Annotated in this window: 24 protein-coding genes and 2 tRNA genes; 13 read left to right on the top strand and 13 right to left on the bottom strand. The window is 68.2% G+C overall.

Annotated features, from left to right (window positions below; genetic code table 11):
- Window positions 1-9: 9 nt before the first annotated feature.
- Window positions 10-83: transfer RNA gene (locus HBE64_RS08700), tRNA-Ile, on the bottom strand.
- A 54-nt stretch (window positions 84-137) separates the two neighbouring features.
- Complete coding sequence (locus HBE64_RS08695) at window positions 138-635, bottom strand: GAF domain-containing protein (protein WP_167100418.1); 498 nt, start codon at window positions 633-635, stop codon at window positions 138-140.
- A gap of 67 nt (window positions 636-702) precedes the next feature.
- On the opposite strand from HBE64_RS08695, the gene HBE64_RS08690 reads away from it, so the two are divergent.
- On the top strand, window positions 703-1,755 hold the full coding sequence (locus HBE64_RS08690; protein WP_167100415.1) for a low specificity L-threonine aldolase: 1,053 nt from the start codon (window positions 703-705) through the stop codon (window positions 1,753-1,755).
- Here HBE64_RS08690 and HBE64_RS08685 read toward each other — a convergent pair.
- From HBE64_RS08685 to HBE64_RS08675, 3 genes are read right to left on the bottom strand one after another with little or no spacing between them, the layout of a single operon-like run.
- The gene (locus HBE64_RS08685; protein WP_167100412.1) at window positions 1,721-2,563 is read right to left on the bottom strand and encodes a carboxymuconolactone decarboxylase family protein; all 843 of its coding nucleotides are present in this window, start codon (window positions 2,561-2,563) and stop codon (window positions 1,721-1,723) included. The genes HBE64_RS08690 and HBE64_RS08685 overlap by 35 nt on opposite strands.
- Before the next feature lie 7 nt (window positions 2,564-2,570).
- Window positions 2,571-3,932: a metallopeptidase TldD-related protein gene (locus HBE64_RS08680; RefSeq protein WP_167100410.1), complete on the bottom strand. Its 1,362-nt coding sequence runs from the start codon at window positions 3,930-3,932 to the stop codon at window positions 2,571-2,573.
- Complete coding sequence (locus HBE64_RS08675) at window positions 3,929-5,446, bottom strand: TldD/PmbA family protein (RefSeq protein WP_167100408.1); 1,518 nt, start codon at window positions 5,444-5,446, stop codon at window positions 3,929-3,931. The genes HBE64_RS08680 and HBE64_RS08675 overlap by 4 nt, the downstream gene beginning before the upstream one ends.
- 38 nt (window positions 5,447-5,484) lie before the next feature.
- On the opposite strand from HBE64_RS08675, the gene HBE64_RS08670 reads away from it, so the two are divergent.
- Genes HBE64_RS08670 through HBE64_RS08660 form a run of 3 tightly spaced genes read left to right on the top strand, consistent with a single transcriptional unit; the run spans window position 5,485 to window position 8,433 of the window.
- A complete protein-coding gene (locus HBE64_RS08670) occupies window positions 5,485-6,366 on the top strand; it encodes a carbohydrate ABC transporter permease (RefSeq protein ID WP_167100405.1) in 882 nt (293 codons plus the stop codon).
- Window positions 6,353-7,165 carry a carbohydrate ABC transporter permease gene (locus HBE64_RS08665; RefSeq protein ID WP_167100402.1) on the top strand — a complete coding sequence of 271 codons (813 nt, stop codon included), beginning with the start codon at window positions 6,353-6,355 and terminating at the stop codon, window positions 7,163-7,165. Before HBE64_RS08670 ends, HBE64_RS08665 begins: the two co-directional genes overlap by 14 nt.
- Entirely contained in the window at window positions 7,162-8,433 is a 1,272-nt protein-coding gene (locus HBE64_RS08660) for a sugar ABC transporter substrate-binding protein (RefSeq protein ID WP_243841542.1), read from the top strand. Before HBE64_RS08665 ends, HBE64_RS08660 begins: the two co-directional genes overlap by 4 nt.
- On the opposite strand, the gene HBE64_RS08655 is transcribed toward HBE64_RS08660, so the two are convergent.
- Window positions 8,430-9,248 carry an energy-coupling factor transporter transmembrane protein EcfT gene (locus HBE64_RS08655; RefSeq protein ID WP_167100400.1) on the bottom strand — a complete coding sequence of 273 codons (819 nt, stop codon included), beginning with the start codon at window positions 9,246-9,248 and terminating at the stop codon, window positions 8,430-8,432. The two genes, HBE64_RS08660 and HBE64_RS08655, sit on opposite strands and share 4 nt — an antisense overlap.
- Window positions 9,245-11,314 carry a DUF2232 domain-containing protein gene (locus HBE64_RS08650; protein WP_167100397.1) on the bottom strand — a complete coding sequence of 690 codons (2,070 nt, stop codon included), beginning with the start codon at window positions 11,312-11,314 and terminating at the stop codon, window positions 9,245-9,247. The genes HBE64_RS08655 and HBE64_RS08650 overlap by 4 nt, the downstream gene beginning before the upstream one ends.
- Before the next feature lie 110 nt (window positions 11,315-11,424).
- On the opposite strand from HBE64_RS08650, the gene HBE64_RS08645 reads away from it, so the two are divergent.
- The 3 genes from HBE64_RS08645 to HBE64_RS08635 are packed head-to-tail and all read left to right on the top strand — an operon-like array spanning window position 11,425 to window position 14,030.
- A complete protein-coding gene (locus HBE64_RS08645; RefSeq protein WP_167100394.1) occupies window positions 11,425-11,877 on the top strand; it encodes a MarR family winged helix-turn-helix transcriptional regulator in 453 nt (150 codons plus the stop codon).
- 34 nt (window positions 11,878-11,911) lie between these two features.
- The gene (locus HBE64_RS08640) at window positions 11,912-13,123 is read left to right on the top strand and encodes an MFS transporter (protein ID WP_167100391.1); all 1,212 of its coding nucleotides are present in this window, start codon (window positions 11,912-11,914) and stop codon (window positions 13,121-13,123) included.
- A 58-nt stretch (window positions 13,124-13,181) separates the two neighbouring features.
- Window positions 13,182-14,030 carry a TIGR03619 family F420-dependent LLM class oxidoreductase gene (locus HBE64_RS08635; protein ID WP_167100388.1) on the top strand — a complete coding sequence of 283 codons (849 nt, stop codon included), beginning with the start codon at window positions 13,182-13,184 and terminating at the stop codon, window positions 14,028-14,030.
- Between the two features lie 12 nt (window positions 14,031-14,042).
- Here the strand turns inward: HBE64_RS08635 and HBE64_RS08630 are convergent, their stop codons facing one another.
- Window positions 14,043-14,777 carry a VIT1/CCC1 transporter family protein gene (locus tag HBE64_RS08630; protein WP_167100385.1) on the bottom strand — a complete coding sequence of 245 codons (735 nt, stop codon included), beginning with the start codon at window positions 14,775-14,777 and terminating at the stop codon, window positions 14,043-14,045.
- 101 nt (window positions 14,778-14,878) lie between these two features.
- On the opposite strand from HBE64_RS08630, the gene HBE64_RS08625 reads away from it, so the two are divergent.
- From HBE64_RS08625 to HBE64_RS08610, 4 genes are all read left to right on the top strand, one after another.
- The gene (locus HBE64_RS08625) at window positions 14,879-16,807 is read left to right on the top strand and encodes an acyl-CoA dehydrogenase (RefSeq protein WP_167100382.1); all 1,929 of its coding nucleotides are present in this window, start codon (window positions 14,879-14,881) and stop codon (window positions 16,805-16,807) included.
- A gap of 96 nt (window positions 16,808-16,903) precedes the next feature.
- Complete coding sequence (locus tag HBE64_RS08620; protein ID WP_167108928.1) at window positions 16,904-17,560, top strand: hypothetical protein; 657 nt, start codon at window positions 16,904-16,906, stop codon at window positions 17,558-17,560.
- A gap of 80 nt (window positions 17,561-17,640) precedes the next feature.
- Window positions 17,641-18,144 carry a cytochrome c oxidase subunit 3 gene (locus HBE64_RS08615; RefSeq protein ID WP_371744176.1) on the top strand — a complete coding sequence of 168 codons (504 nt, stop codon included), beginning with the start codon at window positions 17,641-17,643 and terminating at the stop codon, window positions 18,142-18,144.
- Window positions 18,144-18,407 carry a cytochrome C oxidase subunit IV family protein gene (locus HBE64_RS08610; RefSeq protein ID WP_167100376.1) on the top strand — a complete coding sequence of 88 codons (264 nt, stop codon included), beginning with the start codon at window positions 18,144-18,146 and terminating at the stop codon, window positions 18,405-18,407. Before HBE64_RS08615 ends, HBE64_RS08610 begins: the two co-directional genes overlap by 1 nt.
- An 18-nt stretch (window positions 18,408-18,425) precedes the next feature.
- On the opposite strand, the gene HBE64_RS08605 is transcribed toward HBE64_RS08610, so the two are convergent.
- Window positions 18,426-18,498: transfer RNA gene (locus HBE64_RS08605), tRNA-Asn, on the bottom strand.
- A gap of 148 nt (window positions 18,499-18,646) precedes the next feature.
- On the opposite strand from HBE64_RS08605, the gene HBE64_RS08600 reads away from it, so the two are divergent.
- On the top strand, window positions 18,647-18,898 hold the full coding sequence (locus HBE64_RS08600; RefSeq protein ID WP_167100373.1) for a hypothetical protein: 252 nt from the start codon (window positions 18,647-18,649) through the stop codon (window positions 18,896-18,898).
- A gap of 9 nt (window positions 18,899-18,907) precedes the next feature.
- On the opposite strand, the gene HBE64_RS08595 is transcribed toward HBE64_RS08600, so the two are convergent.
- From HBE64_RS08595 to HBE64_RS08585, 3 genes are read right to left on the bottom strand one after another with little or no spacing between them, the layout of a single operon-like run.
- A complete protein-coding gene (locus HBE64_RS08595) occupies window positions 18,908-19,225 on the bottom strand; it encodes a hypothetical protein (protein ID WP_167100370.1) in 318 nt (105 codons plus the stop codon).
- 55 nt (window positions 19,226-19,280) lie between these two features.
- The gene (dnaG, locus tag HBE64_RS08590; protein WP_167100367.1) at window positions 19,281-21,209 is read right to left on the bottom strand and encodes a DNA primase; all 1,929 of its coding nucleotides are present in this window, start codon (window positions 21,207-21,209) and stop codon (window positions 19,281-19,283) included.
- A 9-nt stretch (window positions 21,210-21,218) separates the two neighbouring features.
- The gene (locus tag HBE64_RS08585; RefSeq protein ID WP_167100364.1) at window positions 21,219-22,466 is read right to left on the bottom strand and encodes a deoxyguanosinetriphosphate triphosphohydrolase; all 1,248 of its coding nucleotides are present in this window, start codon (window positions 22,464-22,466) and stop codon (window positions 21,219-21,221) included.
- 33 nt (window positions 22,467-22,499) lie between these two features.
- Here HBE64_RS08585 and HBE64_RS08580 point away from each other — a divergent pair, with 33 nt between their 5' ends.
- Window positions 22,500-24,518: a TPM domain-containing protein gene (locus tag HBE64_RS08580; protein WP_167100361.1), complete on the top strand. Its 2,019-nt coding sequence runs from the start codon at window positions 22,500-22,502 to the stop codon at window positions 24,516-24,518.
- On the opposite strand, the gene HBE64_RS08575 is transcribed toward HBE64_RS08580, so the two are convergent.
- Entirely contained in the window at window positions 24,515-25,897 is a 1,383-nt protein-coding gene (locus HBE64_RS08575) for a glycine--tRNA ligase (RefSeq protein WP_371744120.1), read from the bottom strand. The genes HBE64_RS08580 and HBE64_RS08575 overlap by 4 nt on opposite strands.
- Window positions 25,898-25,954 lie beyond the last annotated feature (57 nt).

Raw genomic sequence — 25,954 nt, 5'->3', positions numbered from 1 at the left:
GCTGCTGAGTAGGGCGGGCGGGGCTCGAACCCGCGACCAGCGGATTATGAGTCCGCGGCTCTAACCGACTGAGCTACCGCCCCCGGTGCGGCCCCTATGGTCGCATGCCCGGGGGTCCAATCGCGACCAGGCCCTGGTCAGCCCAGCGCGCTGCGGTCACTGTCGATGATGCCTTCCACCGTGCCGGCCAGCGCCGAAAGCTGGGCCAGCTCGTCGTCGGTGTAGTCGCGCGCGAAGTCGTCGAGCACGCACACCGTCCCCACCACGGCGCCCGACCCGTCATGCACCGGCAGCCCCAGGTAGTTGTGCAGACCGAACTCCACCTCGTCCTCGTTGCCCGCGAACGTCGCGTCCGCCCGGGAATCGCGGACGAACACCGGGCTGTCGGAGTCGACCACCCGCTCGCAGTACAGCGGCACCTTCGCCTCGTCACCAAGGGCCTTCTTGCCTGCGGCGCCGACGGTGTAGTGCTGGGTGGCTTCGCCCGCGGTGGCGGCCACCACCATCGAGTCCGGCTCGGAGCGCATCACCAGCACCGACTTCACCCCCAGTAGTGCCGCGATCTTCTCCAGTTCCTCGGCCAGGGGCGCCAGCCCCGCGGTGGTGTCCGTCTTGTAAGGCTGCGCGTCAGACATGCCCGCAGTCTCCCAGCGGCCGTCCATCCGGGCGAGCCTTTCACTCACCCCGAATGCGGATGTAACGATGAATGCCGTGCCGCACACGTCCGCCGCCTTCGCCTCCGACAACGCCGCCCCGGCCCACCCCAAGGCCATCGCGGCGCTCGTGGCCGCCAACCACGGCGCTGTCGTGTCCTACGGCGCCGACCCGATCACCAAGCGCGCCATCGGCCGGATCAAGAAGACGTTCGACGCACCGGACGCGCACGTGCTGTTCGCATTCACCGGCACCGGGGCCAACATCGTCGCGCTCGCATCGGCGGTGCGCCCCTGGCACGAAATTCTCTGCAGCGATATCGCACACTCCCTGCTCGACGAGGCCGGCGGACCGGTCCGCGTCTCCGGCGCGAGCCTGGTGCCGCTGCCCAGTGCCGACGGCATCATCGACCCGGCCGAACTGGACCGCCGCATCACCCGCCGCGGCGACGTCCATCACTCCCAGCCGCGCATCGTCACCATCACCCAGTCCACCGAGAACGGCCGCGTCTGGCAGCCCGATACCATCGCGGCCTTCGTCGACCACGCCCACGAACTCGACCTGCTGGTCCACGTCGACGGATCACGCATCGCCAATGCCGTTGCCGCCCTGGGCGTTACCCCTGCCGAGGCGGTCGGCGACGCCGACGTCGTCACCCTCGGTGGCACCAAGAGCGGCATGCTGTTCGGCGACGCCATCCTGGTACGCCGTCCCGAACACTTCGCCGGAATCGAGTTCGTGCAGAAGCAGATCGGTCAGCTGGCAAGCAAACATCGTTACGTGTCAGCGCAATTCGAGGCGATGCTTGCCGACGGCGATTGGCTGCGCGCAGCTGCTCATGCCAATGCCATGGCGGCCCGGCTGTCCACCGGCATGACCGACCTCGGGCTGCAGCTGGCCTCCCCCACCGACGCCAACGAGATCTTTGTCGAACTCGACCCGCACACCCTGCACGCCGTCCGGGAACACTTCCTCGTGCACGTCCCAGACCCACACGCACCGGCCGTGCGCTTCGTCTGCTCCTGGGCCACCACCGACGAGGATGTCGACGCCGCCCTCGGGGTGCTCAGGCGAACTGTGTCTGACCGTCGGCGTCGATGAGATACCGCTCGGTGCCCTGCTCGACCCGCGGTGCATCGGCGGCCAGCGCCACCGCGATCTTGTTACTCGCGTTGCGCATGACATCGAGCGTGAGCTCGCGGGCCTGCTCGTCGGAGAAATGCTTGCGCACCCCCGCCGCCACCGCCGGGCTGATCCGCGCCGGTGACCAGATCAGCGCGTCGGCGTACCGCAGCGCCGCCTTGTGGGCGTCGCTGAGCCGCTCAGAGGCTTCGTAGTGCTCGATGTCCTCGTACAGGCTCTCCGACCCGCCCGCGTCGAGCGCGTTACCTTCGCGGAGCGACTTGCACAGCCGGCAGTTGTGCTGGGCGGCGCCCCGTAGCCGCACCACTTCGGAGGTCACCGGGTCCAGCGCCCGCAGCCTGGCAATTCCGGGCAGCAGCCGGTTGAACACTACGTCGGTAGCGTCGACGTGGACGTCCCACACCGGCTCCTCGGGCAGCCACGGCACCGGAAGACCCAGGATCTCCAGCGCAGTGCGTACCCGCGGCAGGAAGTCGGCGACGAACATCTGCGTCGCCACGGCGAATGTCGTAGCCCCTAGTGCGCCCGTCAGCGCCGCTCGCTGCGCCTCGGACACCGTGGAGACGTCCACGCTGAACTGCTCGGCGAAGTCGGCCACCACCTTCTCGGTGTCCGACTCGGGGTGGGTGACGACGACCTCCGAGGGCAGCGGTGTGAGCTGCAGCGCGGTCGCGCACGTCGACCTGATCAACCCCACCAGCCGTTGCTGGCCCGCCGGGGACTGCACGACGAGGGAGTTCAGCTCGGCATCGACATCGTCGGTCATAGCTGAATTATTGCGCTTGGCTCACCGATGACATGTGAAAGTCCGGGATTCGCAAGGTCGGCATCACCGCGCGAGTGGCCCAGTCGCCCCACTCCCGGGGCAGGGTGGCCTCGGGAACGCCGGCCTCGCTGGCCCGGCGCAGCAGGTCCATCGGGCTCTCGTTGAACCGGAAGTTGTTGACCGCGGCGGTGACCTCGCCGTCCTCGATGAGGTACACGCCGTCGCGGGTGAGCCCGGTCAGCAGCAGCGTCGTCGGGTCGACGGTACGGATGTACCACAGTGTGGTCAGCAGTAGTCCGCGCTCGGTGGCGGCCACCATGTCGGCCAGGTCGGCCGAACCACCGGTCATCAGCAGGTTGTCCGCGGGCATCGCGGGCGCGACGCCGAACTCGGCGGCCGCGGCACGTGGATAGGCCAGCGCGTTGACGGCGCCGTCCCGGATCCAGTCGACGCGGCCGATGTCGATTCCGTTGTCGAACACCGAGATTCGCTCCGAGCTGCTGGTGGCCGCGACGAAGGGCGCACATTCCTGTCCGGGCGCGAACGGATCGGAGTACATCGTCAGCGGCAGATCGGAGAGCTTCTCCCCCACCCGGGTGCCCCCGCCGGGCGCCGACAGCGCGGTGCGTCCCTCCTGGGCGCCGCGGCCGTCCATCGACCAGCCGAGGTAGATCATCATGTCGGCCACCGTCGACGGCGGCATCAACGTCTCGTACCGCCCGGCCGGCAACTCGACGGTGCGCTGAGCCCAGCCCAGCCGCATCGCCAGGTCGTCGAGCATCGCATCGGTCGGGACATCGGCGAACCACGGCGTGCTCACCCCGGCCCACGCGCTCGCGCGAGCGCGCTTGGCGTTGATCTCCACCGTCCCGGTGGGCTGGGTGAACCGACGGCGAAGCCCGGTCGAGGTGGCCAGGAATGTCGTCTCGACGAGGTGGTGGGCGTAGCCGTAGAGGCGATCGGTACCGGTGAACCCGCCCGCCAACGACTCGGCGACGTCGGCGAACACCTCGGCCCCGGTCTCCGGCACCGCATGGTTCCAGTCGCCGGGAGTGCCGGTGCCCGACAACAGCGCCGCGCTGTCGCGGGCTTCGGGCGCAGCGTGCGCGGCCTGCTCGGCGGCGGCCACCAGGGCACCGATCGCCGCCGGGTCGACGTCACTGGTGCGGATCGACCCGGTGTGCGACGTATTGCCCTTTCGCACAATGGAAATCACCGTGGTGGAGCGGGTGGTCGACACACCGTTGGTGGTCATCGAGTTCCCGGCCCAGCGCAGCGAGGCCTCGGCGCGGTCGGTGACGATGACGATGGTCTCGTCCACCGTGGCCGCGGCCAGCGCCAGTTCCACGACCTGCTGTGCGGGGATCATGCGCGGCCCGATTCTTCACGCGTGTTGAGCACATTGACACCCCGGAACAAGGCCGACGGGCAGCCGTGGCTGACGGCGGCAACCTGACCGGGCTGGGCCTTACCGCAGTTGAACGCCCCGCCCAGTCGCCAGGTCTGCGGCCCGCCAACGGCTTCCATCGAGTTCCAGAAGTCCGTCGTGGTGGCCTGATACGCCACGTCGCGCAGCTGGCCGTCCAGCTTGCCGTCCCGGATCCGGAAGAACCGCTGCCCGGTGAACTGGAAGTTGTAGCGCTGCATATCGATTGACCACGACTTGTCACCGACGATGTAGATGCCGTCGCGCACCCGGCTGATCAGGTCCACGGTGGACAGATTGTCGGTGCCCGGTTGCAACGAGACGTTGGCCATCCGCTGGATCGGAACATGGTGTGGGGAGTCGGCATACGAGCACCCGTTGGAGCGGGCCTGCCCCAGCCGGGGGGCGAACACCCGGTCCAGTTGGTAGCCGACGAAGATGCCGTCGCGCACCAGATCCCAGCTCTGGGCGGCCACGCCTTCGTCGTCGTATCCGATTGTGGCCAAACCGTATTCGACGGTGCGGTCGGCAGTCACGTTCATCACCGGCGAGCCGTAACGCATGGTGTTCAGCTTGTCGGGGGTGGCGAACGAGGTCCCGGCATAGGCCGCCTCGTAGCCGATGGCCCGGTCGTATTCGGTGGCGTGGCCGATGGATTCGTGGATCGTCAGCCACAGGTTGGTGGGGTCGATCACCAGGTCGGTGGGTCCGGCGATCACGCTGGGCGCCTTGGTCTTCTCGGCCAGCAGGGTCGGCAGCTCGGCCAGCTCGGAGGTCCAGTCCCACACCTCGTCACCGGCCACCGCCTCCCAGCCGCGCGCGGTGGGTGGGGCCAGGGTGCGCATCGACTCGAAGCTGCCCGCGGCGGCGTCGACGGCCACCGCCTCCAGCATCGGCATCACCCGTACCCGCTGCTGGGTGATGCTCGACCCGAATGTGTCGGCGTAGAACACCTGCTCCTTGACGGTGTTCACCATCGCCGAGACGTGGTCGACGCCGTCGGATGCCAACAGCCGCCCCGAGTACTCCCCCAGCACGGCGATCTTGTCGGCGGTCGAGATGGTGAACGGGTCGACCGCGTACGTCGACACCCAGCTGGCATCGGAGTACACCGGCTCGGCGGCCAGCTCGATGCGTTCGGCATTGAGCGCGGCCAGGGTGGTGGCCACCGCCACCGCCCGCCGCGCCGTCTCGGCCGCGACCTCCGGCGCCAGCTCGGCATGCGAGGCGAACCCCCAGGTGCCGTCGACGATCACCCGCACCGCCAGGCCGATCTCGCGGTCAGTGACCGCGGTCTCCAGCTCACCGTCGCGCAGCTGCACCAACTCGGTGGTGATCGCATGAATTCGCAGGTCGGCGTAGCTGGCACCGGCCGCGCGGGCCGCCGTCAGCGCGGCGTCGGCCAGCTGGTGGCGCGGCAGAGCGACGAAGTCGGCGTCGACATCACGAAAACTCACCGCTACACCGTAACGGGCGACCCCGCACACCGGCTTTAATGACTGGCGTGACCATCCGTCGTCGGCGCTCGGGCCTGCTGGGCTACGCGCTGCTGGCGCCCAGCCTGTTCGGGGTGGTCTGCTTCCTGCTGCTACCGATGCTGGTGGTGGTCTGGCTCAGCGTTCACCGCTGGGATCTGCTCGGCCCGATCCGCTATGTGGGACTGCAGAATTGGCGTTCGGTGCTGACCGATCCGGGGTTCGGCAACTCGCTGCTGGTGACCCTGGCGTTCATCGCGATCGTGGTCCCCGTGCAGATCGTCCTCGGGTTGGTGGCCGCCTCCCTGCTGGCCCGCGAGCTGCCCGGCAGCGGCATGTTCCGCACCCTCTACGTGCTGCCATGGGTGTGCTCGCCGCTGGCGGTGGCGGTGCTGTGGCATTGGATTCTGGCGCCGACCGACGGTGCGGTCAGCACACTGCTGGGCCGGCCCGTCGAATGGCTGACCGACCCGGGGCTGGCCCTTCCGGTGGTCTCGGCGGTGACGGTGTGGACCAACGTCGGCTATGTGACGCTGTTCTTCCTGGCCGGCATCCTGGCGATCCCGCCGCAGATCCAGGCCGCCGCGCGTCTGGACGGCGCAACCGGCTGGCAGCGGTTCTGGCATGTGACGCTGCCGATGCTGCGCCCGACGCTGTTCTTCGTCTCGGTCACCGGCATCGTGAGCGCCGCGCAGGTGTTCGACACCGTCTACGCGCTCACCGGCGGCGGGCCTGCCGGGCGCACCGACCTGGTGGCCCACCGCATCTACGCCGAGGCGTTCGGCGCGGCGGCGATCGGGCGGGCCGCGGTCATGGCTCTGGTGTTGTTCGTGATCCTGGTCGGCGCGACGATCGTCCAGCACCTCTACTTCCGGCGCCGGGTCAGCTATGACGTTACGTAACGCGGTGGTCTACCTTGCACTGCTGGCCGGTGCGGTGATCACCCTGGCGCCCTTCGGTCTTGGGCTGCTGACGTCGTTCACCTCCGCCGAACAGTTCGCCACGGGCACGCCGCTGTCGCTTCCGCGCCCGCCGACGCTGGCCAACTACGGTGCACTCGGCGACGCCGGGTTCGGCCGGGCACTGGCCGTCACCGCGCTGATGACGGCGATCATCACGCTGGCCCAGCTGACGTTCTCGGTGCTGGCCGCTTTCGCGTTCGCCCGGCTGGAGTTCAGAGGTCGCGACGCGTTGTTCTGGGTGTACATCGCCACGCTGATGGTTCCCGCGACGGTGACGGTGGTCCCGCTGTACCTGATGATGGCCCAACTCGGTTTGCGCAACACCTTCTGGGCGCTGGTGCTGCCGTTCGTGTTCGGCTCGCCGTACGCGATCTTCCTGCTGCGGGAGTACTTTCGGGCCATCCCGGGTGATCTGATCAATGCTGCGCGGCTCGACGGGGCCAACACCCTCGATGTGATCGTCCACGTGGTGCTCCCGGCGAGCAAGCCGATCCTGGCGACGCTGACCCTGATCACTGTTGTGAGTCAATGGAATTCGTTCATGTGGCCGCTGGTCATCACCAGCGGCGGCACGTGGCGGGTGCTGACGGTGGCGACGGCGGGCCTGCAGTCGCAGTACAACGCGCAGTGGACTCTGGTGATGGCCGCGACGACCGTCGCGATCGTCCCCCTGCTGGTGCTGTTCCTGGCGTTCCAGCGACACATCGTGCGCTCCATCGTGGTGACGGGTCTCAAGTGAGCCGGCCGCGCGTATCGACGCTCATGCTGGCGACCCTGCTGTCCGTCGCGCTGGTACTCGCGGCGTGCGTGTGGGTGCTGGGGCGGACCGGCGAACCCAGCGGCAAGACCGTGGTCACGGTGCGTCTGTGGGACCCCCAGGTGGCCGCCGCCTACCGCGACTCCTTCGCCGAATTCAGCCGCACCCATCCCGACATCGAGGTCCGCACCAACGTCGTCGCCTACGCGAGCTACTTCGACACCCTGCGCACCGACGTGGCCGGCGGCGGGGCCGACGACATCTTCTGGATCAACAACGCCTACTTCGCCGAATACGCCGACAACAACCGCCTGCTGGCCGTCACACCGAGCCCGGACTGGGATGGCTCGGTGGTCGCCCAGTTCACCCGCAACGGCACACTGTGGGGGGTGCCGCAGCTGACCGATGCGGGTATCGCGCTGTACTACAACGCCGATCTACTGGCCGCCGACGGCGTCGATCCCGCCGAGCTGGACAGCCTGCGCTGGGATCCCGACCCGGCCGTCGACACGCTGCGGCCGTTGCTCACGCGCCTCACCCACGGCCGCCAGTGGGCGTACAACGCCGCCAACGATTTACAGGGCATCTACCTGAACTACATCGGCTCGGCGGGCGGGGTGTTCGCCGACGGCGACCGGTTCGCGTTCGACAATCCCCAAGCCACCGAGGCATTCCGCTACGTCGTCGGCCTGATCAACGCCGACCGGGTCGCACCGCCGGCGTCGGACACCAACGGCAACGGCGACTTCTCCCGCAACCAGTTCCTGTCCGGGCGGATGGCGCTGTTCCAGTCCGGGACCTACAACCTGGCCCAGATCGCCGAGCAGGCCCGGTTCCGCTGGGGTGTCGCGATGCTCCCGATCGGGCCGGCGGGACGGGTCAGTGTCACCAATGGCATTGCCGCTGCGGGCAATCCGGCCAGCCGGCACCCCGATGCGGTCCGGCAGGTGCTGGCCTGGCTGGGCAGTCGGGAGGGCAACGAATACGTCGGCAGGCGCGGTGCGGCGATCCCGGCGGTGCTGCCGGCCCAGCAGGTGTACTTCGACTACTGGTCGGCCAAGGGCGTCGACGTCACCCCGTTCTTCCGGGTGCTCGACGGACCGCGGATCGCCGCGCCCGGCGGGGCCGGGTTCGCCGCCGGCTACCAGGCGATCAAGCCCTACTTCGACGAGATGTTCCTGGGCCGAGCCTCGGTCGCCGAGACGCTGGCCACCGCGCAGCGTGCCGCCAACGACGCGGCGAACCGCTAGCCCAGGACGATCAGCTCGAGCCCGACCGACAGGACACACACCGCGGCGGTGACGGCGAGCGCCACCCAGTCGGCCCGGCGCGGGCCCGACGGTGCCGCGGCGATCTGGCCGGTGCCGCCGCGCGCGGTGATCGCATCACCCATCTCGTCGGCGCGGCGCAATGTCACGGTGATGCCCGCGGCCAGCAGGTCGACGATCTCGATGGACCAGCGGCGCCGGCGCGCCCGCCGGCTGGTCAGCACGGGGCTGGGCCGAAGCCGCCGCGCGGCATACATCATCCGGAACTCGTCGAGCAGCATCGGAAAAGACCGCAGCGCCAACGACAATGCCACCGCCCAGTCGTCGACCGGGATTCGGAACACCTTGAACGGGCGGCCCAGTTTGGCCACGGCGGGCGCGACGTCGGCGACATTCGTCGTCCACGACACCAAGCCGGCCAGTGCGATCAGAAGGAAGGAGACCGCGGTGAGCCGCAGGAAATTCAGCAGTCCGTGCAGACCGATGGTGATCGGGCCGATGTGGACCTCGGGACTGCCACCTGCCAGGGCCGCGGTGACGCCGCCGAGGAGGATCAACAGCCACAACCACTTCGGGATCGTCGGCAACACACCCCACGTCACCCGGGCCAGCCAGAGGGCGACGGCGACCAGGACGGTGACCAACGCGATCGGCACCCAACCCGGGTAGAACGCGAGCAGGGCCGACAGCGCCAGGACGACAAGGATCTTGGTGCCCGCCCACAGTTCGTGGATCGTCGAGGTTCCCGGCGTCGGGCGCAGCAGGACGACGGGACGACGCTGACGGGTGGACGTCATGCCATCCCTCCCGCAGCGGTGGGAGCCGCAGCCAGGACCCCGTCGTCGAGATGCAATGTCTGCGGGCACAATTCTTCGAGCCCGACGAAGTCGTGCGAGATCACCACGACGGTCAGCCCGGTGTTACGGCGCAGGTCGGTCAGCAGGCGCAGCAGCCCGCGCTGGGCGGCGGCGTCCAGACCGGCCAGCGGTTCATCGAGGATCAGCGCCTGCGGCGAGCGGGCCAGCAGGCCGGCCAGCACCACGCGGCGCATCTGCCCGCCGGACAGCTGGTCGATGCGGCGGCGCGCCAGCGAGGCGTCGAGGCCGACGTTGGCAAGGGCCGAGGCGACGCGGGCCTTGTCGTCAGGTGAAAAGCCTGCTGCTGATGCAACTTCCAGGTCGACGCGGGCGCGCATCAGCTGCAGGCGCGCGGCCTGGAAGGCGATCGCGACCTCGCCCACGTGCTCACCGGCGGGCCGGCCGCGCACCAGGCACGAACCGGAGGTCGGGGCGATGAGCCCGGCCATGATCCAGGCCAGCGTCGACTTGCCTGAACCGTTACCGCCGTGGATGAGAAGGCCCTCGCCTTCACGGACGGTGAAGCTCACATCCCGCAGTGCGGACTTGGCCCACGGTGTGCCCTGGGCGTATTCGTGACAGACGTTGTCCAGCTGCAACACCGGTGCGCCGCCGCGCGGTGCGTGTGCAGCTGCCGTGGTGGTCGGCGCGTCGGCGCTGTCGACCATCGTGGTGTTGTCCAGCGACTCGCTGAGGTTGACGATCCGGTCGGCGATGTCGGCCTCGTTGGCGTAATGGGTGATCTGCACCAGCGCCATGCGGTGCCGTTCGGTCAGACCCGACAGCACGCTCAGCAGACCCTCCCGGCCTTGTTGGTCGACCATGCTGGTGATCTCGTCGGCGATCAGCATCGAGGGCTGACGGGCCAGCGCGGCCGCCACCGCCAGGCGCTGCAATTCGCCGCCGGACAGTCCGCCGGTGTCACGCTCCTCCATACCGGTCAGCCCGACCTCGGCGAGCAGGGTGGACACGTCGGTCTTCGTTCCCGGCGGGAGACCCCAGACGATGTCGTCGGCGACCCGGGTCCCCAGCACCTGGCTCTCCGGGTGCTGCAGGATCACCGCCGTCCCACCGACCTGGCCGAGTCCGACCGCGCCCGGGCGCTCCAGGGTGCCCGACGTGGGCCGCCGACCGGACAGCAGCAGCATGAGGGTGGTCTTGCCGGAGCCGTTGGCACCGGTGATGGCCACGTGCTCACCGGCCTCGACAGTCATCGACAGCGGCCGCAGTGCGTCGTGGTCGGCGCCCGGGTAGCGGAAGCGCGCGTCGACCAGCCGGACCGGCACCGGCGCGACGGGACCCGAGTCGGACGGGGCCTCCAACTTGTGGACATCAGGGATGCCGCGCAGCCGTTCCAGGACCCGCGACAGCGCCCACCAGCCGACCAGCGTCACGACCATGATCGACAAGATCGCGTACACCATGATGATCAGCGGCCAGTACTGCAGCGCGGTGCCGAAGAATGCTCGGAAGTCCTGGGCGGCGGGCCGGAACGGTTCGAAGCGCGACATCACCGACACCACGCCGTCGACATTGGCGGTCATCGCATCGAAGGTCAGGGTGCGCAGCCGGGCCAGCACGGTCAGCGCGGCGATGATGAACAGCCCGGAGATCACCCCGGCCACCACCGAGACCGCGATCACCGTCGGCGTTCCGCGCTTGCGACGCTTGATGATGCCGGTGAGTCCGCCCACGTAGGCGCAGTTGAGCACCACCATGAAACCGGCGATGCCGCCGATGAGGAACGCGATGACGCTGCCGGCGAAGGTGGCCGCGACGAGCACCCGCAGCCGGTAGCGGTAGCCCAGCAGACCCATTGGAACGGTCACCAGCAGCGACAGGCCGCCGGCGAACGGGATCACCACCGACAGGATGGACAACGCCGCAGCAAGGGCGGCCATCACCGACGCGTGCGCCATCTCGACGGGCGTCATCGATCGGTTGGCAGGTGCCTGCGACGCGGAGTCGGGAGGGTCCTGGAGCGCCCCCGGTCGCGTCGCGGTCATCTCCCGATTCTGCCAGTCGGCGCGCCCGGGCCCCGGTTGCGACCTGTCTGTGAGGAAACCCACGGCCCACCTGGCGTCACAACATAGTAAATCTATGTAAATATGTACCCATGAGTTCGACGCCGCCACAGACCACTGGCCTGGGTTCCGAACTGCTCAGCGTCGTCGCCAAGTTGAACCGGCTGGCCACCCAGCGCATCAGACTGCCGTTGCCGTGGGCGCAGGCTCGGCTGCTGAGCACCATCGACGACCAGGGCGAGGCCCGGATCTCGGATCTGGCCGAACTCGACCACTGCTCGCAGCCGACGATGACCACCCAGGTTCGCCGACTCGAGGATGCGGGGCTGGTGGCCCGCACGGCCGATCCCGACGACGCGCGCGCGGTGCGGATCCGCATCACGCCGCAGGGCCAGCGTGTCCTGGCTCAGGTTCGCGCGGATCGCGCCGCGGTGATCGATCCGCGTATCGCGCGGCTGTCCGAGGAGGACCGCGCCGTTCTGTCGGACGCCGTCGGTGCCCTGCACCGCCTCCTCGGCGATCTCGACGCTTCTCCCCGTTCGTAACTGACCGCACCGACATAGTGAGGAGGGGCCACTCATGTGGCGCCAACCCAAGGCTGTTTGGGCCGTTGCCTTCGCGTCCGTCGTCGCCTTCATGGGCATCGGACTCGTCGACCCGATCCTCAAACCGATCGCCGACAACCTTAATGCCACACCGTCACAGGTGTCGCTGTTGTTCACCAGCTACATGGCGGTGATGGGCATGGCCATGCTGATCACCGGCGTGGTGTCGAGCCGGATCGGCCCCAAACGCACACTGCTGCTGGGCCTGGTGATCATCATCGCCGGGGCCGGGCTGGCCGGTATGTCGGACACCGTCATGGGAATCGTCGGCTGGCGGGCACTGTGGGGACTGGGCAACGCGCTGTTCATCGCGACCGCACTGGCCACCATCGTCAGCTCGGCTCGCGGCTCGGTGGCCCAGGCGATCATCCTGTACGAGGCTGCGCTGGGACTGGGCATCGCGGTGGGCCCACTGGTCGGCGGTGTGCTGGGGTCGATCTCCTGGCGCGGACCGTTCTTCGGGGTGTCCGTGCTGATGGCGGTGGCGCTGGTGGTCACGGCCGTGCTGCTGCCGGAGACGCCGCGTCCGCAACGGGCCACCACGCTGGCCGATCCGTTCCGGGCACTGCGCCACCGTGGCCTGCTCGGGGTGGCCATCACCGCGCTGCTCTACAACTTCGGGTTCTTCACCCTGCTGGCGTTCACCCCGTTCCCGCTCAACATGACTGCACACCAGATCGGGCTGATCTTCTTCGGCTGGGGGCTGGCGCTGGCCTTCACCTCGGTGGTGGTGGCTCCCCGGCTGCAGGTCCGGTTCGGCACCGTGCCGACCCTGCTGGCGAACCTGCTCTGCATGTCGTCGGTGCTGGCGGTCATGGCGTTGGGCACCGACCACAAAGCTGTGCTCGCCGCGTGTGTGGTGGTGGCGGGCCTGTTCATCGGCATCAACAACACGCTGATCACCGAGACGGTCATGAAGGCGGCCCCGGTCGAGCGCGGGGTGGCGTCGGCGGCCTACAGCTTCGTGCGGTTCGGCGGCGCGGCGGCGGCACCCTGGCTGGCCGGCGTTCTCGGTGAGCGCTTCGGCGCGCACGTGCCGTTCTGGGTAGGTGCCGGTGCGGTGCTGGCGGGCGCGGGCGTGCTCGCCGCGACGAGTCGACATCTGAGCGGTATCGACACCCACCATGATGAACTCGACGAGATCACCGACCAGGCCACCGCCGTGACGGTGGGCAGCGACAGCTGACCGCACCACGGGGCCGGACCCGAGGAGAACGAAGCAGTTCTGGTGCGGTACCCCGTTCATGAAGCGGCCGGCCGAGGCCCCCGCGGTGGCCCGGATGGTTGACGAGGCCGGCTACGACGGCATGATCTGTGCCGACCATCTGATCTATCCGCGGGTCCTGCGTTCTGCATATCCCTCACCCAGCGGTGAGCCCGGCTGGGCGCCCGAGACACCGTGGCCGGACAGCTGGGTGCTGATCGGCGCGATGGCAGCGGTGACCACCCGGCTGCGGTTCTCCAACGCGATCTACGTCGCACCGGCCCGCCCGCTGCTGGAAGTGGCCAAGCAGGTGGCCACAGCCGCTGCGCTCTCGGAGGGGCGGGTGTCTCTCGGTGTCGGAATCGGCTGGATGCGTGAGGAATACGAGCTACTGGGACAGGACTTCGCCAACCGGGGCAAGCGCCTGGACGAGATGATTCCGGCGCTGCGCGCCCTGTGGCAGGGCGGCTGGGTGTCGTGGGACGGCACCTACTACCAGGTACCGGAGATGATGATCGAACCCCATCCCCCACAACCGATACCGATTTGGTGCGGCGGCGAGTCCGCGGCAGCGCTGCGCCGTGCGGCAAGGCTGTGTGACGGCTGGATAGGCACGGCCTACAGCTGGGACGGCGCGGTGACCTTCGTCGAGAAGCTGGCTGCCCTGCGGCGCGAATTCGGCCGCAGCGGCGAACCTTTCGACATCATGGTGGCGCTGCTGGAGCGGCCGTCGCCCGATCTGTACAAACGCGCCGAGGACATCGGCATCACTGCGGTGATGTGTGCGCCCTGGGTGACCGAACCGGGTATCGAAACCGGCACCGACGTCGAGCGTTTTCGCGCGCCGATCGAACGGTTCGCGCACGCGGTGGTCGCCAAATGCCGTTGATCTCAGCCGAAATCACACGACCGTGCCGATGAGCTTTCCGACGGTGTAGGTCGCGGCGATGGCCACCACGCCGAATGCCAGTTGCCGTCCGGCGCCGAACCACAGCGAGCCCTTGGTGAAACGCGCCGCCACCGCGCCGGCCACCAGCAGGCCGGCCCCGCCGCACACCAGGCCCGGCCACAACGACTCGGCCCCCAAGAGGTAAGGCAGCAGCGGGACGATGGCGCCGATCGCGAACAACAGGAACGACGACACCGCCGCGACCATGGCCGACGGCTTCTCCCGCGGGTCCACGCCGAGCTCCTGGGTGATGTGGAAGTGCACGGCCTTGTCCTCGTCGAGGTGGATCTCCTCGGCGGCGGCGCGGGCCGTCGGCTCGGTCATCCCCATGTCCATCAGCATGGCGACGAGTTCGACCTGCTCGGCATGCGGATGACGCTCGAAGGCCAGCCGCTCGGCGCGCACCTCGGAATCGAGCTGCTCGTTGGCGGTGGTGACCGAGGTGTACTCGCCCAGCGCCATGGAGAACGCCCCGGCCAGCAGGCCGGCGACACCGCTGAGTACGACAGTTTGCGCGCCGGCGCTCGCGGCGACACCGGCGATCAGTGCGGTGTTGCTCACCAGTCCGTCCATCGCGCCGAACGTGGCGGCACGCAGCCAGCCGCCCGTGACATCGGCGTGGGAGTGGTCGATCTCGTGGGGAAGGGCGACCTCAGGCTGCGTGTCGCCCCCGGTCTGTTCAGGCATGACCGCTATTCAACGCGGCCCGCCGAGGTCACATCGACTCAGGTTTACCTGTGTTTGCCACAAGGGCGTTTGCGCGCACAACAAGCGGGTTACTTTCACGTATGACTACCACTGCTGAGCATCTTCGCAATGCGCTCGACGGTCGCTGGCGCGACGTCAAGAACGACGTCCGCGCCGAACTGGCGACGGAAGTGTTCCGGCCGCACTACACACCCAACACCGTCATCGCCCGCGCCAAGGTCGCCGAGCAGCTGAAGATCATGGCGGCCGCCGGCGCCGCCGAGGACGGCTTCCGCAAGGAGTACGGCGGCAACGGGGATGTCGGCGCCGCGGTCACCCGTATCGAGATGCTGGCGATGTCGGACCTGTCGCTGATGGTCAAGGCCGGTGTGCAGTGGGGTCTGTTCGGCGGAGCCATCGAGAATCTGGGCACCGAACGTCACCACCAGGCCTACGTGCAGCGGATCATCGACCTGGACCTCCTGGGTTGTTTCGCCATGACCGAGACCGGTCACGGCAGTGACGTCCAGTCCATCGAGACCACGGCGACCTACGATCCGGACACCCAGGAGTTCGTCATCAACTCCCCCACCCCGTCCTCACGCAAGGATTACATCGGCGGTGCGGCGCAAACAGCAAGGGTCGCAGCGGTTTTCGCGCAGCTGATCACCAGCGGCGAAGGACACGGGGTGCACTGCTTCGTCGTACCGCTGCGCGACGAGGACGGCAACGACCTGCCCGGTATCACCACCTCGGACTGCCACTACAAAGGTGGGCTGCCCGGTGTCGACAACGGCCGGATCATGTTCGACCAGGTCCGTGTTCCCCGGGAGAACCTGCTCAACAAGTACGCCGACGTCGCGCCCGACGGCACCTACTCCTCGCCCATCGAGAACCCGAACCGCCGGTTCTTCACGATGCTGGGCACCCTGATCCGCGGGCGGGTCACCGTCGGTGGCAGCGCAGCGGCGGCAGCGCGGGTCGCCTTGGACATCGCGGTGCGGTATGCGTTGCAGCGCAGGCAGTTCAGCGCACCCGACGACGAGAACGAAGTGCTGATCATGGATTACCTGGTGCACCAGCGCCGGCTCTTCCCGCTCGTCGCGCGCTCCTATGCGCTGCAGTTCGCCCAGAACGAGCTGGTCGCCCGGTTGCACGACCTTCAGACCTCCGACAGTCCCGACGCCGAGGAGCAGCGCGAGCTGGAGTCGCGGGCGGCCGGGCTCAAGGCCGCCAACACCTGGCATGCCAGCGCCGCCATCCAGGAAGCCCGCGAAGCCTGCGGCGGCGCGGGCTATCTCGCCGAGAACCGGCTGATCGCGCTGCGCGCCGACACCGACGTGTTCACCACCTTCGAAGGCGACAACCATGTGCTCACCCAGTTGGTCGCCAAGGAACTGTTGACCGCCTACGCCGACGACATCAAGGGCATGAGCCCGGTCGAATGGGTGCGCTTCGCCGCGAACTTCGCCGGCGACCGGGTGCTGAAAAGGACTGCGGCAGAGACGATCATGCAGACCATCCTCGACACCCGCCAGGACAACGAGGAGGAGGGCAGCCTGTTCAACCGCGGCACCCAGGTCAAGATGTTCGAGGACCGCGAGCAATACCTGCTCTCGACGGTGGCGCGGCGCCTGCAGGGCAAGTCCAAGGAGTCCTCGGCGTTCGAGGCGTTCAACGCCGTCCAGGACCACGTACTGCACACCGCGCAGGCGCATATCGACCGGATCGTGCTGGAGGCGTTCATCGCCGGTATCGACGCCTGCGAGTCCACGTCGGTTGAAGGGCGGGAGGCGCGCCGGGTGCTGGAGATGGTCTGCGACCTCTACGCGCTGACGGTGCTCGACGAGGACAAGGCCTGGTTCATCGAGCATCGGTTCCTGTCCACCGAGCGGGCCAAGGCCGTCACCCGGGGCATCAACGAACGCTGCCGGACGCTGCGGCCGTATGCCGAGGCGCTCGTCGACGGCTTCGGGATTCCGGAGCAGCTGCGGTACGCCGAGATGCTGCACCCCGAACACTTGCAGTGAGTTTTGACATTTTTGACAAAACGCGAGTGATATCCCAGTAGCCTTCCCGGCGTGGAACTGACGCTGCAGCGGATTGGTGCCTGGTCCGGGACGATCATGTTGATCCTCTACGGGACGTGTATGTCGGGGCTGGCGCGGATGTTTCCGCCGATGTCACCGGTGTGGTCGGCCCAGGAGGTCGCCGACTTCTACGTCGACCACAAGATCTGGATCCGGATCGGCGTCGCCGGGTGCCTGCTGACGTCGGTGATCGCGCTGCCGTTCCTGGCGACCATCGTGCTGCGCATCCGCCGCGTCGAGGGCCACTGGGGCATGCTGACGGTCACCCAGCTGTTCGCCGCGGTGATCTTCGTTCCCGCCCTGCTGTTTCCGTTCCTGGTGATGGCGGCCGCCGCGTTCCGGCCGGAGACCCGCCCTGCCGAGATCACCATGGCGCTCAACGACGTGTTCTGGCTGATGTTCATCGGCATCGTCGGAACGATCATCATGCAGAACATCGTGCTGGCGATCGCCTCGTTCATCGACAAGACCGATCCGTTGACCTTCCCGCGGTGGTATGGCTACCTCAACCTCTGGGTGGCGCTGCTGTCGCTGCCGGGGTGTGTGGTCGTGGTGTTCAACGACGGACCGCTGGCCTGGTCGGGCGTGTTCGCGTTCTACATCCCCGGCGCCGCCCTGACCGTCTGGATGTTCACCACCACCTACGTGCTGTTGCGCGGCATCAAGGCCCAGCAGCGGGCCGAGGCGCCGTGACGGCGGTCGGCGGCTCGGCGCCGCCGGCCCCCCGCCGCATCCCGGGTGAGCAGGGCACGTGGGTGTTCCTGTTCGGCGACATGCTGGTCTTCGCGGTGTTCTTCGCCACCTTCATGGTCGAAAGATCAAAGGCGCCAGTCATTTTCGACATTGCCCGCAAGACCCTGCACCTCAACATCGGACTGGTCAACACACTGGTCCTGCTCACCAGCTCGCTGTTCGTGGTCGCCGCGGTGGGAGCGATCCGCACCGGCGCCCGTGCGATCGCCGCCCGCGCCCTGCTGGCCGCGATCGGCTGCGGCGTGATGTTCGTGGCCCTCAAGATCACCGAGTACGTGCTGCTCGCCAGCGACGGACATACCCCCGGCGACAACCACTTCTACCTGTACTACTTCATCCTGACCGGACTGCACCTGCTGCACGTGCTCATCGGCATCGTCGTGCTGGTGCTCCTGCTCACCCAGACCCGCCGGGTCGACCTGTCTGCAACCAGGCTCGCCGTGATCGAGGGCGGCGGGTGCTTCTGGCACCTGGTCGACCTGTTGTGGATCGTCCTGTTCCCGCTGCTGTACCTGGTGAGCTGATGCTGTCTCTGATCCCTGTGCGCGCCCGCGTGAGCTGGCTGATCCTGGTGGCCGCCACGTGCGCGTCGTGGGCGCTGGGGGCCGAACACGGCACCGGCTCGGTGGTCGTGGTGGCCGTGCTGGGTATCGCCGCGGTGAAGGTGCGCTTGGTCGGCCTGGACTTCATGGAACTGCGCCACGCGCCGATACCGCTGCGAACGGTCTTCGAGGTCTACTGCGTGGCGTTGTGGGCCCTGCTGTCGGGCCTGTATCTGTGGCTGTAGCCACACTGGTCGTGTGTGCTCCCCCGGATGGACTCGAACCATCAACCTGCCGATTAACAGTCGGCTGCTCTGCCAATTGAGCTACAGGGGACTGACTTCCCGGCCAGGCGCGCTTGCGCTGACGCGGACCGGAGAGTGACTCTAGCCTACCGGGGACCCTCGACGCCAAAACGGGTGGACGGGCATCCACCCACCCGCGTCAGGCAGGATGGTGGAGACCAGCCGAGGAAGGGAGCGCAGTGATTCGGTATCTGGCCGTACTGGGCGTGGGCTACGTGTTGGGCACCAAAGCCGGACGACGTCGCTACGAGCAGATCGTGGGTACCTATCGTGCGCTCACCGAGAATCCCGCCACCAAGACAGTGCTCGATGCGGGTCGTCGCAAGATTGCCGACCGGGTCTCGCCGGACCCGGATCCGAAGATGGTGACGTTGACCGAGATCGACGCCGAGACCACCGTGGTGGAACCACGGCGGCCTGAAGCGAAGTGAGCGGAGAACCTAGCCCAGCGGGATGCTGATGGTCTGACCCGGCATCAGCGGACCTGTGGTCACGCCGATACCGCCACCGGGCATCGACCCTGCATCGGGGCCGTACACACCGAGCTGCGGCGTGCCGATGTAGGTAGGCGTGCCGTTGGAGTACGAGATGCACTGGCCGTCGTTGCGCGAGCCGACCCAGGCCAGGCAGGTGCCGGTGGCCGAGGTGCTCGAGGTGCTGGCATCGGTCAGCGCCGCCAGAGCCGGCACCGCAGCCGCGGCCACGGCGAGCGCGCCGAAGGCGGCGATACGCCGGGCACGAGTATTTGCGGTAGTCATATCTGACCTTTCGCCGGAGACAGGCAGCGTGTTAACCATACCGTGATCACAGTTGTCACGCAGTGAGGTCGTCGCCGCTGGCCTGCTCGAGCAGGCTGCGCCGATACGACTCCAGCGCCACCAGGTCGCCGAACAATGCGTGATATTCGTCTCCCTGCTCCACCGGCGACATCCGCTGCAACTTGGACTTGACCTCGGCGACCTGCCGTCCGACCCAAACTTCCTGCAGCCGGGCCAGCACGCCGCCGATATAGCGGGGCAGCTTCTCCTCCTCGTCGACCCGGATCGCCTCCACGCCGAGCTCGGTGATCAGGCCCTGTGCAGCCGGGGAGCCGCTCTGCTCGCGGACCGCGTCGATCCACTGTCCGCCGCTGATCCCCGACGACGTTCCCCCGGCAGCCTCGATCGCCAACCGCACCGCGGCATAGCCGGGATGGGTGAAGCTCTCGACGGTCAGGGTGTCGAAGATGGGCCCGGCCAGCGCCGGATACTGCAACGCCGCCTTGAGCGCCTCCCGTTGGGGCCAGAGCGTCGGGTCGCGCGGATCGGGCCGCACCGCCACGGCCTCGGCAGAGGATTTGGGCCGCGCGGGCTGGCGCCGGTTGTCCCGCGCGCCGGGCTTGTGGCCGGCCTCCTCACGAACCCGTGCGATCACCTGGGCCACGTCGTCCCAGCCCACCCAGCCGGCCAGCTGCCGGGCGTACTCGTCACGCAGCGTCGGGTCTTTGATCTGGGCCACCATCGGCACACAGCGGCGCAACGCCGACACCCGCCCCTCGGCGAGGTCGAGGTCGTGCTCGGCCAGTGCGGTGCGGATGGCGAACTCGAACAGCGGAGTGCGGCGGGCCACCAGGTCGCGCAGCGCGCCGTCGCCGTGCGCCAGTCGCAGATCGCACGGGTCCATCCCGTCGGCGGCGACCGCCACGAAACTCTGCCCGGCCAGATTCTGCTCACCCTCGAACGCCTTGAGGGCGGCCGCCCGGCCGGCAGCATCGCCGTCGAAGACGTAGATCAGCTCGCCGCGGAAGAACTTGTCGTCCATCATCAGCCGCCGCAGCATCGACAGGTGCTCATCGCCGAACGCGGTGCCGCAGGACGCGACCGCGGTGGTGACGCCGGCCAGGTGCATCGCCATCACGTCGGTGTAGCCCTCGACGACAACCGCCTGGTGTCCCTTGGCGATATCGCGCTTGGCCAGGTCGATGCCGAACAGCACGTTGGACTTCTTGTAGAGCACCGTCTCCGGGGTATTGACGTACTTGGCTTCCATGGTGTCGTCGTCGAAGATGCGGCGGGCGCCGAAGCCGACGGTTTCGCCGCTGGCCGTGCGGATCGGCCACAGCAGCCTGCGGTGGAAGCGGTCCATCGGTCCGCGCCTGCCCTCACGAGAAAGCCCCGCGGCTTCGAGTTCCTTGAACTCGAAGCCCTTGCGGATGAGGTGCTTGGTCAGCGAATCCCAGCCCGACGGCGCGAAGCCGCACCCGAACTGGCGGGCCGCGGCGGCGTCGAAGTTGCGCTCCGTCAAGTACTTTCGCGCAGGCGCGGCCTCGTCGGACTCCAGCGCTGCCGTGTAGAACTCCTGGGCTGCAGCGTTGGCGGCGATCAGCCTGCTGCGGCTTCCGCGGTCGCGCTGCACGCTGGTACCGCCGCCGCTGTAGGTGACGGTATAGCCGATGCGATCGGCCAGCATCTCCACTGCCTCGACGAAGCTGATGTGGTCGATCTTCTGGAGGAATGCGTAGACGTCGCCGCCCTCGCCGCAGCCGAAACAGTGGAAGTGGCCGTGGTTGGGCCGGACGTGGAACGACGGCGACTTCTCGTCGTGGAACGGGCACAGACCCTTCATCGAGTCCGCGCCGGCCCGGCGCAGCTGCACGTAGTCGCCGACGACGTCCTCGATGCGTACCCGCTCCCGGATGGCGGCGATATCACGGTCGGAGATGCGGCCCTTCCGATCTCCGCCCCCGCTCACGCCACCGGCCATCGGCACAGTCTAGAGCGCCACGATCCGCTCGAGCCTGCCCTCGGTGTAGGAGGCGATCTGGTCGACGACGACCCGCATCCGAGCGCCGTCGTCGGCGGCGTCGTTGAAGGCCGGGACGAAGATGGCATCCAGCGTCGCGGGCGCTCCGGCCAGCAGCCAGTGCGCCACCGCGTGGATGCGATCGCGCTGGCGGGCCTGCAGTTCCAGGTGCCGCGGATCGGACATGATGAATTGCAGCGCAAGCGTCTTGAGCACCACGACTTCAGCGCGCACGGTGGCGGGCACCGCAAGGTCGGCCTGGTAGCGCACCAGCGGTTGCGGCCCGGCGGTCTGGTGGGTCAGCGCGATCGCGGCCGAGGCGAACCGGCCCACCAGCTCGCTGGTCAGCCGCTTGAGGGCCACCGACGCGGTCAGGGTCCCGTCGTATTTGCCGACGGCGGCGACCACCGGCAACCGGGACAGCCGCCCGGCGGCCTCCTCCAGATCGTCGGCGGCGATGGTGTCCGACTCCCCCAGCCGGGCCAGCGTCGCGGCGGCGTCGTCGTCGGCGAGGACGCGCAGGTCGATGCGGCCCGAGACCACGCCGTCCTCGACGTCGTGCACCGAATAGGCCACGTCGTCGGCCCAGTCCATCACCTGAGACTCCAGGCACGGCCGCTGCTCGGGCAGGCCGCCACGCACCCAGTCGGCCAGTTCGCGGTCGTCTTCGTAGAAACCGAACTTGCGGCCACGCTCACCGCGGAACCACGGGTACTTCGTCACCGCGTCCAGCCCCGCGCGGGTCAGGTTGAGACCGACGCTGCGCCCTTGGGCGTCAAGCACTTTCGGCTCGATGCGGGTCAGGATGCGGAAGTTCTGTGCGTTGCCCTCGAAACCGCCGCACGAGGCGGCGAACTCGTCGAGGGCGCGTTCGCCGTTGTGCCCGTAGGGCGGGTGCCCGATGTCGTGGGCCAGCCCGGCCATGTCGACCAGGTCGGGGTCGCAGCCCAGCGGGATGGCCATACCCCGGCCGATCTGGGCGACCTCGAGCGAATGGGTCAGCCGGGTGCGCGGGTTCTCGCTTTCCCGCGGCCCGACCACCTGGGTCTTGTCGGCCAGCCGGCGCAGCGCAGCGCAGTGCAGCACGCGGGCCCGGTCCCGGGCGAACTCGCTGCGATGCTCGGCACTGGTCCCGGGCAGCCCCGCCGCCTTGGGTGGCTCGGTCACCACCCGTTCGTGATCGGCCTCGTCATAGCGGCCCTGCTGATTCGTCGTCACCGAGGCACAGTCTGCCAGCTACATTTGACCCTCATGCGCATCGCTCGTCTGCTCAGCCTGCTCGCCGTCATCGTGGCGGCCGCGACCCTGGTGGCACCGGCCGCCACCGCCGAGCCGCCGTTCCGGTTGCCCGACTACGTCACCGACAACGCGGGCGTGCTCTCCGACAAGCAGATCACCGATGTGCAGAAGGCCGTCGATCAGCTCTACGCCGACCGGCACGTACGGCTGTGGGTCGTCTTCGTGGATTCGTTCGCGCCCAAGGGCGCCATGTCGTGGGCGCAGGACACCCGCCGAATCAGCGATCTGGGGGATGAGGACGCCATCCTCGCGGTGGCCACCCAGGACCGGTCGTATTCGTTCCTGGTGCCTTCGGCGGCGGCAGGCGGCAGCTCCACCAAGGTCGACGACATCCGCCGGGACCGGATCGAGCCTGCCCTCCGCTCCAACGACTGGGCGGGCTCGGCGATCGCCGCCGCCAACGCCCTGGGCACGCTCGGAGCGGCCGGCGGCGGCACGGCGGCGGCCAGCATTTCGTGGGTGCCGGTGCTGATCATCGCGGCGATCCTGGTGCTGGCCGTGGCGCTGCTGATCCTGTGGAGCCGGCATCGCAAGCGCAAGCGCCACGAAGCCGAAGTCGCGGCAGCCAAGCGGGTCGATCCGACCGATCCGAATGCACTGGCCACCGTGCCGATCGACGCTCTCGACGAGCTGTCCCGCTCGATCGTCGTCGACGTCGACAACGCCGTCCGCACCAGCAGCAACGAACTGGATTTGGCCGTCGAGGAATTCGGCCCGAAGGACACCGAGCCGTTTGCCAAGGCCGTCGAGAACGCCCGGATCACCCTCAAGCAGGCGTTCAACGTGCGCCAGCAGCTCGACGACGACGTCCCCGAAACCCCGACCGAGCGCCGGGACCTGCTGACCCGGGTGGTCGTCGCCGCGGCCAGGGCCAACCGTGAACTCGACACCCAGACCCAGTCGTTCCACCAGCTGCGCGATCTGGTGATCAACGCACCGGACCGCCTCGACGCGCTGACCCAGCAGCTGGTCGACGTCACCGCGCGTATCGAACCCTCGCAGCAGAAACTGACCCAGCTGCACAGCGAGTTCGCCGACTCGGCCCTGGCGTCGGTGGCCCGCAACGTCAATGCGGCCAAGGAGCGGGTGGCCTTCGCCGACGAGTCGATCTCCCGCGGCCGCGAGCTGGTGGCCAAGCCGGTGGCCGGTAAGCAGTCCGAACTGGTCGACTCGGTTCGCGGTGCGGAATCGGCTCTGCAGCAAGCGACGTCGATGCTCGACGCGGTGGACAGCGCGGCCAGCGACATCCGCAAAGCGGTGAGCACCCTGCCCGCGGCGATCGCCGACATCCAGAACGGCATCAACCAGGCCGCTGCCCAACTGGCCCAGGGCGAGCTGGCCAACGCCCCCGAACTGTCCGCCGCGCGCGACGTCGCGGTGAAGGCGGTCACCGCGGCCCAGAGCACCGGCGCGGCCGACCCGCTCGGCGCGTTCACCCAACTGACCGAGGCCGACGCGCACCTGGACCGGTTGCTGGCCGCGGTGGCCGAGGAGCGGGAGGCCGCCGAGCGGCTCAGCCGGTCCTACGACCAGGCCCTGTTCACCGCGCAGTCGCGGGTGCGTTCGGTGTCGGACTACGTCGACACCCGCCGCGGCAGCATCGGCCCGGAGGCACGTACCCGGCTCAACGAGGCGGTGCGGCAACTAGAGGCCGCCCAGTCCAAGCAGAAGTCCAACATCACCGAGGCCATCGCGCACGCGAACGGCGCGTCACTGTTGGCCGCCCAAGCCCAGCAGCTGGCCAACAACGACGTGCAGGTGGCCCAGCGCGCCTACATGAATCGCTATGGCGGCGTTGGCCGTTCGTCGGACATGGGCGCGGTGATCGGCGGCATCATCCTCGGCAACATCCTGTCCGGCGGCTCGCGCGGCGGCGGCTTCGGCGGTGGCGGCGGCTGGACGTCGACCACCTACGGCGGCTCCCAGGGCTCGTCCGGGGGCGGCATGCTCGGCGGTGGCGGGCGGTTCTAGCCCTTCAGCCGCGTCGCCAGGTAGTCGACCACCGAGTCGATACCGATGCGCTCCTGGGTCATGTGGTCGCGCTCACGCACCGTGACCGCGTAATCCTCGAGCGTGTCGAAATCGACTGTGACGCAATAGGGTGTGCCGATCTCGTCCTGGCGGCGGTAGCGCCGCCCGATCGCGCCGGCGTCGTCGAACTCGATATTCCAATACTTGCGCAGCTCGGCGGCCAGGTCCTTGGCCTTCGGTGTCAGGTCGGCGTGCCGCGACAGCGGTAGCACTGCCGCCTTTACCGGCGCCAGCCGCGAATCCAGGCGCAGCACCGTGCGCTTGTCCACCCCACCCTTGGCATTGGGCGCCTCGTCCTCGGCGTAGGCGTCGACCAGGAAGGCCATGAACGAACGGGTAAGTCCCGCTGCGGGTTCGATGACGTAGGGGACGTAACGGATGTCGTTGGCCTGGTCGTAGAACGACAGGTCGGTACCGGAGTGCTGCGAATGCGTCTTGAGGTCGAAATCGGTGCGATTCGCGATGCCTTCAAGCTCACCCCACGGGTTGCCCTGGAAGCCGAACTTGTACTCGATGTCGACGGTGCGATCGGAGTAGTGCGACAGCTTCTCCTTGGGATGCTCGAACAGCCGCAGGTTCTCCGGCTCGATGCCGAGGTCGATATACCACTGCAGGCGGGTGTCGATCCAGTACTGGTGCCAGTCGCGCGCGGTGTCGGGCTCGACGAAGAACTCCATCTCCATCTGCTCGAATTCGCGGGTGCGGAAGATGAAGTTGCCGGGGGTGATCTCGTTGCGGAAGCTCTTGCCGATCTGGCCGATGCCGAACGGCGGCTTCTTGCGCGAGGTGGTGACCACGTTGGCGAAGTTGACGAAGATGCCCTGTGCGGTCTCGGGGCGCAGGTAGTGCAGGCCCTCCTCGGTCTCGATCGGGCCGAGGTAGGTCTTGAGCATCATGTTGAAGTCGCGCGGCTCGGTCCACTGCCCTTTGGTGCCGCAGTCGGGGCAGGTGATGTCGGCCATCGGCACCGAGTCAGGGTCTGAAAGGCCCTTCTTCTCGGCGTAGGCCTCCTGCATGTGGTCCTGGCGGTGCCGCTTGTGGCAGTTCAGGCACTCGACGAGCGGGTCGTTGAAGACCTCGACGTGGCCGGAGGCCACCCACACCTCGCGCGGCAGGATGATCGAGCTGTCCAGGCCGACGACGTCGTCGCGACTGGTGACCACCGACCGCCACCACTGCCGCTTGATGTTCTCCTTAAGTTCGACGCCCAGCGGGCCGTAATCCCACGCAGACTTGGTGCCGCCATAGATCTCGCCGGACTGGTAGACCAGGCCACGCCGCTTGGCGAGGTTGACGACGCTATCGATCACGGACGCCACGATGGGTGTCACTCCTTTGTCTGTCGGTGGGCAATAGTTCCCTAGCCTAGCGACCCG

The organism is Mycobacterium sp. DL592 (assembly GCF_011694515.1).
Taxonomy (GTDB): domain Bacteria; phylum Actinomycetota; class Actinomycetes; order Mycobacteriales; family Mycobacteriaceae; genus Mycobacterium.
The sequence above is the reverse complement of the archived record's forward strand: the minus strand, read 5'-3'. Positions and strand labels throughout refer to the sequence as shown.